The sequence below is a fragment of the Helicobacter sp. NHP22-001 genome (assembly GCF_030270165.1).
Lineage (GTDB): Bacteria > Campylobacterota > Campylobacteria > Campylobacterales > Helicobacteraceae > Helicobacter > Helicobacter gastrofelis.
In genome coordinates this window covers 160,519-175,134 of the sequence record NZ_BSWS01000001.1, presented here as the reverse complement: position 1 = coordinate 175,134, position 14,616 = coordinate 160,519, and the positions used below count along the sequence as shown (strand labels likewise).

17 protein-coding genes and 1 tRNA gene are annotated in these 14,616 nt (G+C 47.2%); 9 read left to right on the top strand and 9 right to left on the bottom strand.

From position 1 onward, the window contains the following. Positions 1-24: 24 nt before the first annotated feature. From rplI to QSJ47_RS00875, 6 genes are read left to right on the top strand one after another with little or no spacing between them, the layout of a single operon-like run. Positions 25-471 carry a 50S ribosomal protein L9 gene (gene rplI / locus QSJ47_RS00900; protein WP_221271831.1) on the top strand — a complete coding sequence of 149 codons (447 nt, stop codon included), beginning with the start codon at positions 25-27 and terminating at the stop codon, positions 469-471. A gap of 2 nt (positions 472-473) precedes the next feature. Next, a complete protein-coding gene (gene hslV / locus QSJ47_RS00895) occupies positions 474-1,016 on the top strand; it encodes an ATP-dependent protease subunit HslV (RefSeq protein WP_221271829.1) in 543 nt (180 codons plus the stop codon). Continuing rightward, positions 1,016-2,356: an ATP-dependent protease ATPase subunit HslU gene (hslU, locus tag QSJ47_RS00890; protein WP_221271827.1), complete on the top strand. Its 1,341-nt coding sequence runs from the start codon at positions 1,016-1,018 to the stop codon at positions 2,354-2,356. Before hslV ends, hslU begins: the two co-directional genes overlap by 1 nt. Next, positions 2,353-3,249: a GTPase Era gene (era, locus tag QSJ47_RS00885; RefSeq protein ID WP_221271825.1), complete on the top strand. Its 897-nt coding sequence runs from the start codon at positions 2,353-2,355 to the stop codon at positions 3,247-3,249. Before hslU ends, era begins: the two co-directional genes overlap by 4 nt. Before the next feature lie 37 nt (positions 3,250-3,286). Further along, positions 3,287-4,291: a L,D-transpeptidase family protein gene (locus tag QSJ47_RS00880; RefSeq protein ID WP_285602136.1), complete on the top strand. Its 1,005-nt coding sequence runs from the start codon at positions 3,287-3,289 to the stop codon at positions 4,289-4,291. Next, the gene (locus QSJ47_RS00875; protein ID WP_285602135.1) at positions 4,275-5,687 is read left to right on the top strand and encodes a 4Fe-4S dicluster domain-containing protein; all 1,413 of its coding nucleotides are present in this window, start codon (positions 4,275-4,277) and stop codon (positions 5,685-5,687) included. Before QSJ47_RS00880 ends, QSJ47_RS00875 begins: the two co-directional genes overlap by 17 nt. Before the next feature lie 391 nt (positions 5,688-6,078). Here QSJ47_RS00875 and QSJ47_RS00865 read toward each other — a convergent pair whose 3' ends face one another. Continuing rightward, positions 6,079-6,792, bottom strand: coding sequence for a 5'-methylthioadenosine/adenosylhomocysteine nucleosidase (locus tag QSJ47_RS00865; RefSeq protein ID WP_221271819.1), 714 nt, complete (start codon positions 6,790-6,792; stop codon positions 6,079-6,081). Positions 6,793-6,879: 87 nt separating this feature from the next. Between QSJ47_RS00865 and QSJ47_RS00860 the strand changes: the two genes are divergently transcribed. From QSJ47_RS00860 to QSJ47_RS00850, 3 genes are all read left to right on the top strand, one after another. Next, positions 6,880-6,970 (top strand) — tRNA-Ser (locus QSJ47_RS00860). Positions 6,971-7,181: 211 nt separating this feature from the next. Beyond that, the gene (locus tag QSJ47_RS00855; RefSeq protein WP_221271818.1) at positions 7,182-7,823 is read left to right on the top strand and encodes a hypothetical protein; all 642 of its coding nucleotides are present in this window, start codon (positions 7,182-7,184) and stop codon (positions 7,821-7,823) included. Positions 7,824-7,831: 8 nt separating this feature from the next. After that, complete coding sequence (locus QSJ47_RS00850) at positions 7,832-8,740, top strand: PDC sensor domain-containing protein (RefSeq protein WP_221271816.1); 909 nt, start codon at positions 7,832-7,834, stop codon at positions 8,738-8,740. A gap of 151 nt (positions 8,741-8,891) precedes the next feature. On the opposite strand, the gene QSJ47_RS00845 is transcribed toward QSJ47_RS00850, so the two are convergent. The 8 genes from QSJ47_RS00845 to QSJ47_RS00810 form a co-directional block, all read right to left on the bottom strand. Then, positions 8,892-9,332: a glycosyltransferase family protein gene (locus tag QSJ47_RS00845; RefSeq protein ID WP_285602134.1), complete on the bottom strand. Its 441-nt coding sequence runs from the start codon at positions 9,330-9,332 to the stop codon at positions 8,892-8,894. Continuing rightward, positions 9,304-9,501: a glycosyltransferase gene (locus QSJ47_RS00840; protein WP_260321592.1), complete on the bottom strand. Its 198-nt coding sequence runs from the start codon at positions 9,499-9,501 to the stop codon at positions 9,304-9,306. Before QSJ47_RS00840 ends, QSJ47_RS00845 begins: the two co-directional genes overlap by 29 nt. A 53-nt stretch (positions 9,502-9,554) precedes the next feature. Continuing rightward, entirely contained in the window at positions 9,555-10,364 is an 810-nt protein-coding gene (locus QSJ47_RS00835; protein WP_221271814.1) for an NYN domain-containing protein, read from the bottom strand. A gap of 135 nt (positions 10,365-10,499) precedes the next feature. Beyond that, entirely contained in the window at positions 10,500-10,634 is a 135-nt protein-coding gene (locus QSJ47_RS00830) for a hypothetical protein (protein WP_285602133.1), read from the bottom strand. A 21-nt stretch (positions 10,635-10,655) separates the two neighbouring features. Beyond that, positions 10,656-10,913, bottom strand: coding sequence for a hypothetical protein (locus QSJ47_RS00825; RefSeq protein ID WP_221271813.1), 258 nt, complete (start codon positions 10,911-10,913; stop codon positions 10,656-10,658). A gap of 393 nt (positions 10,914-11,306) precedes the next feature. Next, positions 11,307-13,169: a molecular chaperone DnaK gene (dnaK, locus tag QSJ47_RS00820; protein ID WP_285602132.1), complete on the bottom strand. Its 1,863-nt coding sequence runs from the start codon at positions 13,167-13,169 to the stop codon at positions 11,307-11,309. A 25-nt stretch (positions 13,170-13,194) separates the two neighbouring features. After that, positions 13,195-13,749, bottom strand: coding sequence for a nucleotide exchange factor GrpE (gene grpE / locus QSJ47_RS00815; RefSeq protein ID WP_221271811.1), 555 nt, complete (start codon positions 13,747-13,749; stop codon positions 13,195-13,197). After that, a complete protein-coding gene (locus QSJ47_RS00810) occupies positions 13,746-14,549 on the bottom strand; it encodes an HrcA family transcriptional regulator (RefSeq protein ID WP_285602131.1) in 804 nt (267 codons plus the stop codon). The genes grpE and QSJ47_RS00810 overlap by 4 nt, the downstream gene beginning before the upstream one ends. Positions 14,550-14,616 lie beyond the last annotated feature (67 nt).

Here is a 14,616-nt window from a genome sequence, read left to right as displayed (position 1 = left end):
TTAAACCAAACTCAAAGGATTTTCATGCAAGTTTTATTGTTAAAAGATGTGAAAAATTTAGGCAAGGCAGGCGCAGTTGTGAGCGTGAAGGATGGCTATGGCAATAACTTTTTGCTCGCCAAAGGTTTAGCTAAACTAGCGACTAACGATGTGATCCGCCAATTTAAAGCCACCGCTAAAAAACGCGCTGAACAAGAGGCACAAGATTTAGCCGACAAAGAAGCCCTAGCCAAAACTCTAGAGCAAATCACGCTTAAAATCACCAAAAAAGTCGGGGCTAATGGCGCGCTCTTTGGCTCAATCACCAAAGAGGAAGTCATCGATGCCCTGCAAGCCAGCCACCCCATTGAGCTAGACAAAAAGACCCTAGAGCTCAAAACCCCCATTAAAAGCACGGGGCTTTATGAAATTGAGGTGAAATTAGGGCACGGCGTGCATGGCGTGTTAAAAGTGGATGTGGTGGCTGAGTAGCGATGTTTCACGCCACCACCATTTTAGGCTATAAAACGCATTTTGAGGACAAGGATTACGCCATTATCGGCGGAGACGGGCAAGTGAGTTTCAATAATTGCGTCTTAAAGGGCAACGCCACGAAAATACGCACCCTGCACCACGGGCAAATCTTAAGCGGGTTTGCGGGCAGCACCGCCGATGCGTTTAGTTTGTTTGACATGTTTGAGCGGATTTTGGAGGGCAAAAAAGGGGATTTGTTTAAAAGTGTCGTAGATTTTAGCAAAGAGTGGCGTAAGGACAAGTTTTTACGCCGCTTGGAGGCGATGATGATTGTGCTAAACAAGCAATCTATTTTTATCTTAAGCGGCACGGGCGATGTGGTTGAGCCTGAAGATGGCAAGATCGCAGCGATTGGCAGTGGGGGCAACTATGCTTTAAGTGCCGCTAGGGCTTTAGATAAATTCGCCACCCTAGAGCCTAGAGCCTTAGTTGAAGAGTCGCTAAAAATTGCGGGCAATCTTTGCATTTACACGAACCAAAACATTAAAATCTTGGAGCTTTAATGCAAGACCCACAGAAGTTAAACTTAACCCCACAAGAGATTGTGGAGTATTTGGATGGCTACATTATCCAGCAGCAAGACGCTAAAAAGATGATCGCCATTGCTTTGCGTAACCGCTGGCGGCGGTTGCAACTGCCCAAAGAAATCCAAGAGGAGGTTACGCCTAAAAACATTTTGATGATCGGCTCTACGGGCGTGGGTAAAACCGAGATCGCGCGGCGTATGGCTAAGATGATGGGGTTGCCCTTTGTCAAAGTGGAGGCGAGCAAGTACACCGAAGTGGGCTTTGTGGGGCGGGATGTGGAGTCGATGGTGCGCGACTTGGTCGCTGCAAGCGTGCATTTGGTGGAAACTGAAGAGAAGCAAAAGAACCAAAGCAAGATCGAGGATTTGGTGATCGAGCGCATCGCTAAAAAACTCTTGCCCCCCTTGCCTAGCAGCGTGAGCGACACCAAAAAAGAGGAGTACGCCCTAAACTTTGAAAAAACTAAAGAAAAGGTGCGGGGCACTGCCCTAGACAACCAAAAGATCGAAATTGAGCTAGACAAACGCAGCTTGGAGGGGGATTTTAATGTCCCCCCTGAGATCATTAAAGTACAAGAGAGCTTGACAAAGATTTTAAGCAAGGGCACAGAGAAAGTTACTAAAGAGATGACGATCAAAGAAGCTAAAGATGCCCTGCGCCACGATGTGTCCCAAGCCATTTTAGACATGGAGAAAGTGCAAAGAGAGGGGCTAGAGAGGGCAAGGCAGTGTGGGGTGATTTTCATTGATGAGATTGATAAAATCGCCGTGAGCAGCAAAGAGGGCGGGCGGCAAGACCCCAGCAAAGAGGGCGTACAACGAGATTTGCTCCCCATTGTGGAGGGCAGCACGATACAGACGAAGTATGGGGCACTTAGCACCGATCATATTTTATTCATTGCCGCCGGGGCGTTTCATTTGAGTAAGCCTAGCGACTTGATCCCCGAGTTGCAAGGACGCTTCCCCCTAAGGGTGGAACTAGAGAGCTTGAGCGAGGAGATCATGCACGAGATTTTAACCCGGACAAAAAGCTCGATCATCAAGCAATACCAAGCCTTGTTGCAGGTGGAGGGTGTGGATTTGGTCTTTGAGCCAGAGGCGCTAAGGGAATTAGCCCGCCTTTCGTATTTAGCTAACCAAAAGACAGAGGACATTGGGGCACGCCGACTACACACGACTTTAGAAAAGGTGCTTGAGGACATTAGTTTTAACGCCACAAGCTACAGCGGGCAACAAGTCGTGGTGTCCAAAGAGCAAGTGAGCGACAAGCTTAAAGACCTTGTGGAGGATGTGGATTTAGCCCGCTTTATCCTATGACAAAGGCGGGATTTATTGCCTTAATCGGGCAACCAAACGCCGGCAAAAGCACTTTAATCAACGCCCTTTTGGGGGCGCGTTTAGCCCTCACTTCGCACAAGGCGAACGCCACGCGTAAAATCCTAAAAGCCATTATCCCTTACACTGATAAAACCGGTGCGGAGTGCCAAATGGTGTTTTTAGACACCCCCGGGCTATGCACCCAAGAGAAACTTTTAAATAGGGCAATGGTGGCGCAGAGCCATAGTGCCTTTGAGGCTTGCGATTTGGCGGTGTTTGTGGCGGGGATACACGACTCTTTAAAAGCCTATGAGGAGTTTTTAAAATGGAGGAGTGCAAGCAAGCCCCATTTATTAGCCCTAAACAAAATAGACACCGCCACAAACGCTCAAGTTTTAGCCAAGCTCAAAGACTACACGCCCTATAGCCAGCACTTTAAGGCGTTGATCCCCATCAGCGCACAAAAGGGGCGCAATTTAAACGCCCTACTAGATGAAGTGGTAAAACTTTTACCTAACGCCCCCTTTTACTACGACCCGGACATGCTCGGCGACATCCAAATGCGTGAGATTTACGCCGAGATCATTAGAGAGCAGATTTTTAAGTTCTTAAGCGATGAAATCCCCTATGAGAGTGCGGTTTTGGTAAAAGCCGTGCAAGAGCAAGAACATATCGAGAAAATCCAAGCCCAGATCATCGTGGCTAAAGAGAGCCAGCAAAAAATGGTGATCGGCAAGGGCGGGGCGGTGGTGAAAAAAATCGGGCAGGAGGCACGCCGTAACATCGAGGGCTTTATCCAAAAAAAAGTGTTTTTGCGCTTGGAGGTCGTGGTGCAGAAAAACTGGACTTCTATGCAGGATCAGCTCAAAAAAATGGGCTATGTGGTAGAATAGGGAACTCTTATTGTCATTTTCTATTTTAGGGGTTAGCATGTTTTTGCAAAAAGCGTTTTTGCGCTCTATTTTTGTGGCGGTGGCTTTAGCGGTGGGGGCGCAGGCGGACACTTTAATGGGCTTTGTCAAGGCTTACCACGAAAAGGGCATCGAGTCCATTGAAAAGCTTTTGCAATCCTATTTGAGCCAAAGGGCGTTTTGGGAGGATTTGCTAGAGACCAAGGACACCACCTATGGCTACTATGAAGATTTAAACTATTTGTTTTTGATCAACAAGGCCAACCCCAAATTAGAGCTCTACCAAATGGGTGGGGAGAAAATCACTAGGGTAGACGCCACAAAAGCCCTTGTGGGTTCTAAAATCGGGGTGAAGGTGAGCGAGGGGGATAAGGCGACCCCCATAGGGGTTTATCAAATCATCAAAAAGATCGCCCCCCCCAGCACTTTTTATGGACCCCTAGCCCTTGTTACCAACTACCCCAACCCCCTAGATGTGGTTTTAAAACGCACCGGGCACGGCATTTGGATCCATGGCATGCCCTTAGATGGTAAACGGAACAACAACACCAAGGGTTGCATCGCCATCAACAACAACGCCCTCAAAACTTACGACAAGATCATTCAAGGCAAGAAGTCCATTTTGATCGTCTATGAAAACAACCTGCCCCAAGCGAGCAAGGCGGAGCTAGCCACACTTTTAAGCAGTCTTTATGCGTGGCGTTCAGCGTGGGCTAAGAGTAATTTAGTGTCCTATTTGGAGTTTTACGCCCCCGACTTTAGACATGTGAGTGGCATGGACATTAAAAAGTTTGAGAAATTCAAAACCAAAATCTTCGCCAAAAACGAGGGTAAAATCATCCGCATTTCGGGTGTGAATGTCACCCCTTACCCCACCAGCGGGGGAGATAAGCTTTTCCGCATCGCCTTTAACCAAGACTACGAAGCCTATAAACACAAAAAGTCCACTTACAAATCACATGGGCTAAAAGAACTCTATGTGCGCTTGAAGGGGCAAAAAATGCAAATTGTGGTGGAAAAATAGCCCCTTGCTGGAATTTGTCTATGTCAAAGACCCCAAGCACCCACTAGTCGCCCCCCACGAGCACATCGTGGTGCAAGATGTCCCCGCGCCAACTGATTGCGTGGTGAGCAATGTGCCTTTGAAGGGAGCCAAGAGGGTCGCACCTGAAATTAATTTTCTCATTGAAAACAGCACCCAAAGCCCCCTAGAATTAGCCGCCAGCCTATCGCTACTCTACGAGGTGCATGGTCTACAATTTGACTTTGCCCCCACCTCCACCCAAGAAACCCCTTTAGAGGTGTTTAGCTACAACTCCAACATTTGTCAATACCACCAACGACGGGTGGAGTGTTGTGGCAAATGCACGGAGGTTTGCCCCACGCTTGCCATCACCAAGCTAGACCCCGAAATTGCTAGAGAAAAGGGGGTAGAGTGTGCGGACAACCGCCATTTAGAGATCAAACCTCAAGATTGTATTGACTGCGGCAAGTGCATCGCCGTGTGCCCGAGCGGAAGTTTACACTATAACGCCTTGAGCCTAGAGTGCATGCAAGCCATTGCTAAACTCTATCAAGGCTATATCCCCCTCATTTTAGACAAAAATATAGAATTGCCCACTACCCCGCTTAAAAAAGAGGTGTTGCCCTTAAGCCTGAACGCCAACATCTTAGAACAAACCTATTTGCTTACACTCTTGCAAGAGAGCGGGGCGCAAGTGGTGCTCTACGCCAAAGAGCTAGGTGTGGGCACTCTTGAAAGCATCGCACTGCTCAATGGCATTTATGAAAAAATCTACCAACAACCGGCGATCTTGTGTGCCTTTAGCCCAGAGGAGCTTAAAGCTTGCCTAGAGCAGGCGCAGATTTTAGAGCACACCCATTTTAGCCCCCCCACCACCCCCATACACACCAAGCGCGATCTGTTCGCCAAACGCCTCGCGCACATGGTGGGTGAGGGGGATTTTGGGCAGGTGGGCTGTGGGGCGTTTATCCGCTATGGGCACATTAAAATTTTTGAGAGCTGCACGCTTTGTTTAGCGTGCGTGGGGGCGTGCAACACCAACGCCCTAAGCATCGATGGCAACAACTACCGCCTGCTTTTTAACCCGTCCTTATGCACCACTTGCGGGTATTGCGTGCCCACCTGCCCTGAGAAGTGCCTTGAGTTAGAAAGGGATGGCATTGCCCTAAATCCTAGCTACTTTACCCCTCAGCTGATGGCTGAAGACACTTTGTTTTCTTGCCGCATGTGTGGCAAGGCGATGGGGACAAGTAAAAGCGTGTTGAAAATCGCTAAGTTTATGGAGCCGCGTTTTCAGGGCGATCAACGCCGCATCGCTAGCTTGTATGTGTGTGCCGATTGCAAGGTGAAGGTCATGCTTGAGGACATCGTGGACATTTCCGCCATTTTGCGCTAAGGTCGTTAATATTTACCACGCTTTTAGACGCGTTCATTGAGTCGAGCCACCTGTGGCGGGAGCGGGGTAGGGTGTTTAACACGATTGGACATTTGGCGCTAAACAAGCACGAGTTTATCAGTGGGTATAAGTTTAACTTGTGCTTTGAAAACTTTTTAGCTCTAGGCTACACCACTGAAAAAAAATATAGACACCTACTTCGTCCACACATTCCCCATTACGCCCTAGAGTGCCCTCAACTTTATCATAAACAAAATAATCTAGTTAATCCAATCTACAATCTAAAAGAAAGGTATTTGTCTACATGTGCTTTGGTAGAGAACGCCTTGCTATGGCTTTTAAAAACTCTTAAACAAACCTAAATGGGTGTTTAAACACCTCCTCAACGACCTTAACTTTTGTTTATGGCTAATTCCTGCAACATAGCGTAGACAAAGTCTGCGCTGATCTGTGCGCTTTGGTGCAAGAATGCGTCAAAGTCCACAGGGGCTGCGCCATCGGCCGTGTCGCTCACACTCCTTAACACGCAAAAGGGGATGTTGAAATCGCGGCACACAAAGCCCAAACTCGCCCCCTCCATTTCTACGGCACTTGCCCCGAAGTGTTGGGCAAAGGATTGTTTACGTTTGGGGTCGCTCACAAATTGATCGCAAGTGGCAATGATCCCCTCTTTCAAAGAGAGATTTAATTTTTGCGCCACACTTTTAGCTAGGGCGTTTAATTGTGGGTCGCTCTCCACAAACACGCTACTTTCAGGGATAAAGCCTAAAGGGTGGTTGAAGGGAGTTAGGTCAATGTCAGCTTGACAAAGTTTGGTTGCTAAAAGCAAGTCATTAATGGCTAGATTTGGAGCTAATCCGCCAGCAACACCGCTAAAGATAATGGCTTGCACGCGGTGGTGCAAAACCAGCGTGGTGGCAGTGGTGGCGGCATGCACCTTACCTATTTTGCTGTAGGCGAGCACGATGTTTAAATCTTGGAGTTTTAGACCGTAGTAGGTGTTGTTGCCTAGGGTTTCTTGCGTGTGTTGGGAGAATTTGGCTAAAATGGGGGCGATTTCTTCGGCCATTGCGCCCATCACCCCGATGGTTTGAAAAGTGGGCATGTTAGATCCTTTGTTTAAAATCCGTTTATTTTAGCATACTAAGCTGTCCTTCAGTTATCTTTAATTAAAATCTAGTTTTGTGCTTGTGGACAGGTGGGTGAGTTGGCTGAAACCACATCCCTGCTAAGGATGCGTAGCCGCAAGGTTACCGAGGGTTCGAATCCCTCCCTGTCCGCCACTTTTGATTTTTCCCATTTTAAATCCTCAAATGGTCGTCTGTGCTATTGTTATCTATTGTGGGAGTAGCGTGCTCACCTGGTTTGCAGTTCTCTGTCAAACCAACATGACCAAAATTCAACCGCCCAGTCCTGCGTTGATCTCAGTTAAAACAGATACACTAAGTTAACCCTTCTTAGGCTATAATGTCCGTATTTTTTAAAGGGGTTTTTATGCGCTTTTGGGTGTTTTTGATCGGGCTATTTTGGGGGTGCAATAGTGTATTTTCGCCTTTTAGCCTGAATTTAAGCTATCCTTTAAACCCGTCTAAAATTAACCTCGCTCTAGACCCACTATTCTTAAACTCACCTAAGGTGGTCTTTAACGCCGAGTTCGTCCCCGAGTATGATCGCCACCAATTCACAAAAGCCCTACAAAGAGCCACAATTGGGTTGCTTAAACATCTAGGTTACCCCTTAAATCCGCAGGGTTACAATACCCATTTGCAAGCTAAAATCAGTCTAGCTTTTAAAAATACTCCAAAAGATTTAAAAGACATTGCCAAAATACTTAAAAGGGGGCACAACAACTCTTTAGACCCTGCGCAAGTGTTGCAAATGCTAGATGCTAGGAGTGAAATCAGTTTGCGCCTGTGTGCTGAAAACTCCACTAAGTGTTTAAGCCACATTAGCGTGCGGATTGAGCAGCCCATTTTACGCGCCAACCCACTAGATAGCGACCCTAATGAGCGCAGCGGACCTAATGCCAACTACAACCATGCCCTAAACTTAGCCTTAAACAAACTATTTACAAAAAGCATGCAAGCCTTGCAAAATGATTTAAGAGGGGGGCAAACCTTCATACTAAACCAATAGGAGTGCGCATGTTGTCTAAAGATGTGACCGAATACACCAAGATCAAGAGTGAGCTTTATGCCTATGTGTCCTATTTGTTGACCCAAAATATTAAGAACTATCTTAAAGAGCCGACCTTAACATACATACAACTAGCGATGGAGCGTATTAAGCAAGAAGTCCGCATTAAGGAGGATATTTTTATCCTAGATGTCAATGGCAACTTGATCGATGGAGAGGGTAATGTCAAGAGCTCTTTTGCCCAAAACTCTTTAGAGCGGGGGTATTTCTATGAGGCGGTGGCTGAACGGCGTTGTATCCTCACAAACCCCTACCCCACCCGTAGCAATCGGGGGCTAGTTGTAACAGCTGCCTACCCCATTTACAACGACAAGGACGAGTTGTTTTATGTGGTGTGTATGCACATCCCCTTAAGGGTCGCCGTGGCTTTAAGCTCCTCTTCTAAACATTACAGCGCCTTTGCTGAGGGTAGCGTGGTGATGTATTTTAGCATTTCCATCACTTTAGCCCTTGTGTCTTTGCTCTTATTCGTTAAGAGTCTATCGAGCCTTTACCACGCTTTAATACACTTTAGTAGCTTTGATGTGAAGGAAGTTTTCCACCCGATTGTTTTATTGACCTTAGCTTTAGCCACGGTCGATCTAGTCAAAGCGATTTTTGAAGAAGAAGTTTTAGGTAAAAATAGCGGGGATAGCCACCGCGCCATACACCGCACGATGATCCGCTTTTTAGGTTCGATCATCATCGCCCTAGCCATTGAAGCGTTGATGCTGGTCTTTAAATTTAGCATCAGTGCACCGAATAAGATCATCTACGCCGTGTATTTGGCAGCAGGGGTATCGGCACTTCTCATTGGCCTAGCCATTTATGTCAAATTCGCCTACGGGGCAGCTAACGAGTCTAATAGCAAAGATTAATTTTACCTTGTGGCGCACACCCTTTTAAAAGGAGTGTCCCCTACCCTAAAGTTTTTCGATTTATGGTACTTAACACCTAGACCTTGCACGCACAAGACAAACTCTAAGATTTTATACAGATACCTTAAGAGCATGGTTGCCGTGCTTGCTTTTATACCTTTTCTTTACGCGCTCTTAGATTTTCTTTGTTTGTGAGCCACAAACTCTTTAATCCCCGAGTGCCACTTTCCATGCCCATTTCCCCCCCACTTTCAGTATAGACTCCGCCCTCAAGTCCGCTAGCCGTATATAGCGCACGCAACGAAAACACATTATCGGTGGCGATTTTGTAATCTATTTCATAGCCCCCAAAGCGGGTATAAACTTTTCTACCCACAAAAAGGGTTGGGCGCGCCGAGACCCTGCCGTAAAACCCTTTCTTGCTAAAATATCCACCCACATAGTGGTACACAATTTTAGTCCACTTAACATATGCCAAATCAGCATAGACCATATCCGCCCATAGGTGCGTTTTAAACACCCCACACACTTGTGCCAGCACACTAGAATCAGCTAAATCATCGCTATTTGAGTATCCCCACAATCTCCCCATTTACTAAAAAAATGCTCTTATTCATTGCACCATAAAGTCCTTTGTCCTTAGAGTTAAAGACTTGCAAATGAGAGTGAGCTTTTAAAATCTCAAGCATGTTGTCCGTGCTGCCCCCATCGAGGATCAAATGCTCCACGGGGAGGGCGTACTTTGCATGGCGACAGATCACATGCTCTTTTCATCGTCTTGCCCCCGTTTAGCACGGGAGTGATGAGAGAAATGCTAGAAATGCGTCTCACCTTTTAGCCCATCAAAGGGGTTATTTAGGGGGGTGTAGGGCTTGTGAGCTCGGGGTTTTGGCTGTGGAATGCTCTCTAGCACCCGAGCCACGCTTAACATCCGCACGCCATCGCACGCCCCCTTGAGCTCATCGGGGAAGGGAGGGAACTTCTCCATGCGCCCGATAAACACCTTAAAGACATGCTGATCTCTGGCAAACTCCAAAGCGGGCACAAAGTCGCTATCGCGACTAAAGAGCAAAATATGCCCATGCTGGTTAGTTTGGCAAAAATTATCCACCAAATGCGCCATGTCCAACCCTAAGAGCAAATCCACTTGCTTTTGGCGCACAAACATTTGCTTACGGGTACTTTCCATTTTTACCCGATCCACCTCTTCAATGCAGGGCACATACTCGAATAAAATCTTTGCCTTCCCCACCCGCACCTCTTTTGGCATGTCCGTCCAAAGGGTCAAATTGCGGTTAAACTCTTGCACATTGTTAGACCTTCTTATCTTGCCCTCGTAGTCTTTGGGGTAATCGCGCTTGTAGTCCTCAATCTGCGTCTTTAGCTCATCTCGTGCCCTAGCGGCTGCCTCCACAAAAGGCTCGGACACATAGATATACATGCGGTAAAGCACCTCATCGGGCTTGATAAAGACTTTAAAAAACGCCATGAGCTGGTGCATGTTGTTGTAGTTGAAATGGGGGGGCTTAAAATCAGGGCAAAACTTTTGCAAATACTCAAAATCCCCCCGTAAACATTCCCAATCCACGAACATAATCAATTTTGTTTGTTCTGTAAGAGGCATGGTTTCTCCTAAGATATTCAAAAATATAGACCTAAACTCTAAAACTCTACCCTTAATCATTTTATCAACATATCATTGTAACCTCCTAATCTAAGATTAGAGACCATTAAAATACGCCTCCACTTGCTTGAATCTTTAGCGGACAAGTCCCACGGCTGCCCCCTTTAAAAGCGTGGGGTAATGCTCTCCTAAACCCTCTAAAAACCCCCTTAAAGCTCCCTCATCTTTAAAATCAAACACAAAACCATTAACTCCATTTTCTACAAACACTTGCCCCCCCACACGCACAGCTCACCAAAACCGGCAAACCACCGCTAAGACTTGCTCCACCGCCAAGCCCCAAGGCTTGGCAACGCTTGGCAAGATCAGCGTATCGTGGGTGCACAGCAGGGTAGCCATTTGGCTATTTGCCACCACTCCCAAAAAAGACACATTAAAACTTACCATGTCTTTGGGTTTAGCCTCTAATTCCCTCGTGCCTACAAGGCTTAAGCCCAAATGGGGCAACCCTTTAAAGATTCTAAACAAAAACTCTAAATTTTTCACCACCATTAGCCTAGCAATACAGATAAATTTTTAAGCGTAGGAGCGGGGTTTTCTTTTGAGGGGGGTGGATGATCCCCACCCCGTGCGTGGTTTTGATTACCCCCATAAAGTGTAAGGTCTCTAAAAGTTTGGCATGCCACACCTCACACACAAGGGCGGTTGGGATCCGTTTAAAAACAGCCCTTTTAAACCCACTTTGAGACTCTTTGTAATGTAGATGTCTTGGGTATCTCTAAATTCTCTTTATTTTTTTGCGCCAATCCCTTTGGTTATGCTCATTTCGCCCCCTTAACTCCTCTTTAACTCCTTGCTTTTGGCTTGTAACGCCTCAAGAGGAGCGGTACCATCCTACTTCAAGGCTAAGGGAGTGCCCCTTATGAGGAGTGCTGCTAGTGTTTATTCCACCTCAGCGTCTATCACATCCTCATCTTTTTTAGCCGCTTGGGGGTTTTGCTCTTTTTGCATCATCGCCTCTGTGAGCTTTTGCGAAGATTCGGCCAAGGCTTTCATTTTTGCCTCCACTTCTTCCTTGCTGGCGTTTTCGTTTTTCAGCGTACTTTCCAAATCGCTTAGGGCTTTTTGGATTTTTTCCACTTCGCCAGGCTCTAAGTTTGCCTTGTGCTCCTCAAGGTTTTTCTTGGTTTGGTGCGCTAGGCTTTCGGCTTGGTTTTTGGCTTCCACCACCGCTTTACGGCGAGCATCTTCTTCTTTGTGTAGTTCTGCGTCTTTGACCATTTTATCGATCTCGCTGTCGCTAAGGCCACTAGAACCGGTGATTTTGATCTCTTGGGATTTGCCGGTGTTTTTGTCTTTGGCGGACACGGTTAAAATCCCGTTTGCGTCAATGTCAAAGGTAACCTCAATTTGGGGCACGCCTCTAGGGGCTGGGGCAATGCCGGTTAAGTCAAACTTGCCTAGGGATTTGTTGTCCTTAGCAAATTCCCTTTCACCCTGCAAGACTAAGATGGACACGGCGGGTTGGTTGTCCTCAGCGGTGGAGAAGACTTGGGCTTTTTTAGCGGGGATGGTCGTGCCCTTTTCAATGACTTTTGTCATCACACCGCCCAAAGTTTCAATGCCTAGACTTAAAGGGATCACATCTAAGAGCAAGACATCTTTCACATCGCCCTTAAGCACACCGGCTTGGATACTCGCCCCCACAGCCACGACTTCATCGGGATTGACAGACTTGTTTAAGTCTTTGTTAATGAAGTTTTTCACCCGCTCTTGCACTTTGGGAATACGAGTCGATCCGCCCACCATCACCACTTCGGCGATGTCGCCACGGCTTAAGCCCGCATCTTGGATCACGCTGTCGATTTTTTTAATGGTGTCCTCGATCAAGTCGTCGATCAAGCTTTCAAACTTCGCCCGGGTGAGCTTTTTCACCAAGTGTTTAGGCCCGCTGGCATCGGCGGTGATGAAGGGCAAATTGATCTGAGTTTCTTGAGCGGAGCTCAGTTCCTTTTTGGCGTTTTCGCTCGCTTCTTTCAAGCGCTGCAAAGCCATGGTGTCCTTTTTAATGTCAATGCCATTTTCCGCTTCAAATTCTTTAGCGATGAAGTCGATGATGCGGTTGTCAAAGTCATCGCCCCCTAAGAAGGCATCCCCGCCGGTGGCAAGCACTTCCACGACATTATCGCCCGTTTCAAGCACGGTAACATCGAAGGTCCCCCCGCCAAGGTCATAAACCATGATTTTTTCAGACTCTTTTTTGTCTAAGCCATAAGCTAGGGCTGCTGAAGTGGGCTCGTTGATGATTCTTAGGACATTTAGCCCGGCGATGGTGCCCGCCTCTTTAGTCGCCTTTCTTTGGCTGTCGTTGAAGTAAGCGGGCACGGTGATCACCGCCTCATTCACTGGTTCGCCTAAGTAACTTTCTGCATCCTCTTTGAGTTTCATGAGGATTTTAGCCGAGATTTCTTGGGGGGTGTAGATTTTGCCCGCAATTTCTACGGCACAAGCCCCATTGCGATCCACGATTTTATAAGGCAGGCGTTTTTTTGCCTCTTGGGCTTTGTCCTCATTGCTCATCAACCCCATAATTCTTTTGATAGAATAAATGGTTTTTTCGGGGTTAGTAACCGCTTGGCGTTTGGCGCTCTCGCCCACTAAAATTTCGCCCTTGTCGGTGAAAGCCACGATAGAAGGCGTGGTGTTTTTGCCCTCTTTATTCGCAATGATTTTTGCCTCATTGCCCTCATAAACCGCCATTGCGGAGTTGGTGGTGCCTAAGTCGATTCCGATCACTTTTGCCATTTTGTATCCTTTGTGTTGAGATTAATTAGTTTTTTGCAATGCTCACCATTGCGGGGCGTAACAAGCGTTCTTTATACTTGTAGCCCTTTTGAAAGACCTCTACGATCTGCCCCTCCTCTTGCCCCTCTGCTTGCACTTGCATGATTGCATTATGCAAGTTGGGGTCAAACTCCAGCCCACACTCTACGCATTCAATGCCATGCTTTGCGAGCACCTCGTGCATTTTTTGCAAGGTGAGCTCCAAGCCTTGAGCCACGCCCTCGCTGCCCTCTTGCTTAGCACTACTCAAGGCGGCGTGCAGGGTGTCGATCACGGGCAGTAAATCGTTGGCGATCTTTTCATAGGCGTATTCTAGTGCCATCGCCTTGTCTTTTTCTAGCCTTTTTTTGGCGTTTTCAAAGTCGGCGTGGGTGCGTAGGTATAAATCCTGTGCCTCTTTAAACTTCGCTTGGTAGTCGATTGGTGGCTCTTTCTGGGCTTGCGCTTCGCCTGCCTCGTTTGCCTCAGTTTCGCCCACCGCTTCTTGCTCTCTTAATTTTTCCACTTCTAATGCTGTGTCTGTCATTTTCTCCTCTTTCATAGTGATAACCCCCTAATCGCCCCATAAAAGCCCTCAAAATCCTGCTCTAGCCCTCCCACACAGAGCATACGGGTTTGCTCGCCCTTGAGCTTAATGGGGCAAAACACACCCAAAAACCCCAAGGGCAAGACCTTTTCAAAGTGTAGCCCCTGCTTTAGCCCCCTTAGCAAACTCCCCTCTAAGATTTGCCTAAAAAGCCCTTGCGCCCCCCTGCTTTGGGCGAGTTGCCCAAGCACACACAGCCCAAAGTAAAGTTTTTCTTGATAGAGTTGGTCGATCTTTTTGGCTAGGCTTGTGGCACACACGGATAAGGCAAGTTCTTGGATCGCCTTGCACTCTAGCCCGATCAAATCCTTAATAAAGCCCTCTAGTTTTTTGTTGTAAGCGAGCAGGGCGGGCGTGCTGTTGCCAAAGTCTAAAATCAAAAACTGCCCAGCGTGGTTATGCACCGCCTGCAAGGTCGCCTTTTGGTAACGCTCCACCATGCTAAAAATCCTATAGCTTTCGCTCGCCCTTTGTAATTTGTCTAAATCCACTTCTAGGGGGGTGCTTAGGGTGAGTTTAGAACGCCAATAGTCTTTTAGGGCTTGGGTCGTGGGGACACGCCCACTGCTGGAGTGGCTTTGGCAAATCGCCCCCTCGCTGGTGAGCCGTTTAAAGTAGTTGCGGATGGTCGCAGAGGAGATTTGCACGGCTTGGGCTTGCAAGGCTAAACGCAAGCTTTCAGAACCCACGGGCGCATGGTTGTAAAGATAGGTTTTGATGAAGGCATCTAAGAGCCACTCTTTCTTTGAGCCCATGGGTCTCCTTTCTCAAATTTCCCCGAAGTATAGCATAAATTTTGAAAAAATTAGCAATATTTTTACG

Excerpts from the sequence above, each read along its gene's own strand:
- QSJ47_RS00810 (WP_285602131.1), bottom strand. The coding sequence starts at position 14,549 with ATGGGCTCAAAGAAAGAGTGGCTCTTAGATGCCTTCATCAAAACCTAT.
- QSJ47_RS00845 (WP_285602134.1), bottom strand. The coding sequence starts at position 9,332 with ATGGGGAGATTGTGGGGATACTCAAATAGCGATGATTTAGCTGATTCT.
- dnaK (WP_285602132.1), bottom strand. The coding sequence starts at position 13,169 with ATGGCAAAAGTGATCGGAATCGACTTAGGCACCACCAACTCCGCAATG.
- QSJ47_RS00880 (WP_285602136.1), top strand. The coding sequence starts at position 3,287 with ATGTTTTTGCAAAAAGCGTTTTTGCGCTCTATTTTTGTGGCGGTGGCT.
- QSJ47_RS00850 (WP_221271816.1), top strand. The coding sequence starts at position 7,832 with ATGTTGTCTAAAGATGTGACCGAATACACCAAGATCAAGAGTGAGCTT.
- QSJ47_RS00865 (WP_221271819.1), bottom strand. The coding sequence starts at position 6,792 with ATGCCCACTTTTCAAACCATCGGGGTGATGGGCGCAATGGCCGAAGAA.
- QSJ47_RS00835 (WP_221271814.1), bottom strand. The coding sequence starts at position 10,364 with ATGCCTCTTACAGAACAAACAAAATTGATTATGTTCGTGGATTGGGAA.
- rplI (WP_221271831.1), top strand. The coding sequence starts at position 25 with ATGCAAGTTTTATTGTTAAAAGATGTGAAAAATTTAGGCAAGGCAGGC.
- hslU (WP_221271827.1), top strand. The coding sequence starts at position 1,016 with ATGCAAGACCCACAGAAGTTAAACTTAACCCCACAAGAGATTGTGGAG.
- QSJ47_RS00855 (WP_221271818.1), top strand. The coding sequence starts at position 7,182 with ATGCGCTTTTGGGTGTTTTTGATCGGGCTATTTTGGGGGTGCAATAGT.
- grpE (WP_221271811.1), bottom strand. The coding sequence starts at position 13,749 with ATGAAAGAGGAGAAAATGACAGACACAGCATTAGAAGTGGAAAAATTA.
- era (WP_221271825.1), top strand. The coding sequence starts at position 2,353 with ATGACAAAGGCGGGATTTATTGCCTTAATCGGGCAACCAAACGCCGGC.
- hslV (WP_221271829.1), top strand. The coding sequence starts at position 474 with ATGTTTCACGCCACCACCATTTTAGGCTATAAAACGCATTTTGAGGAC.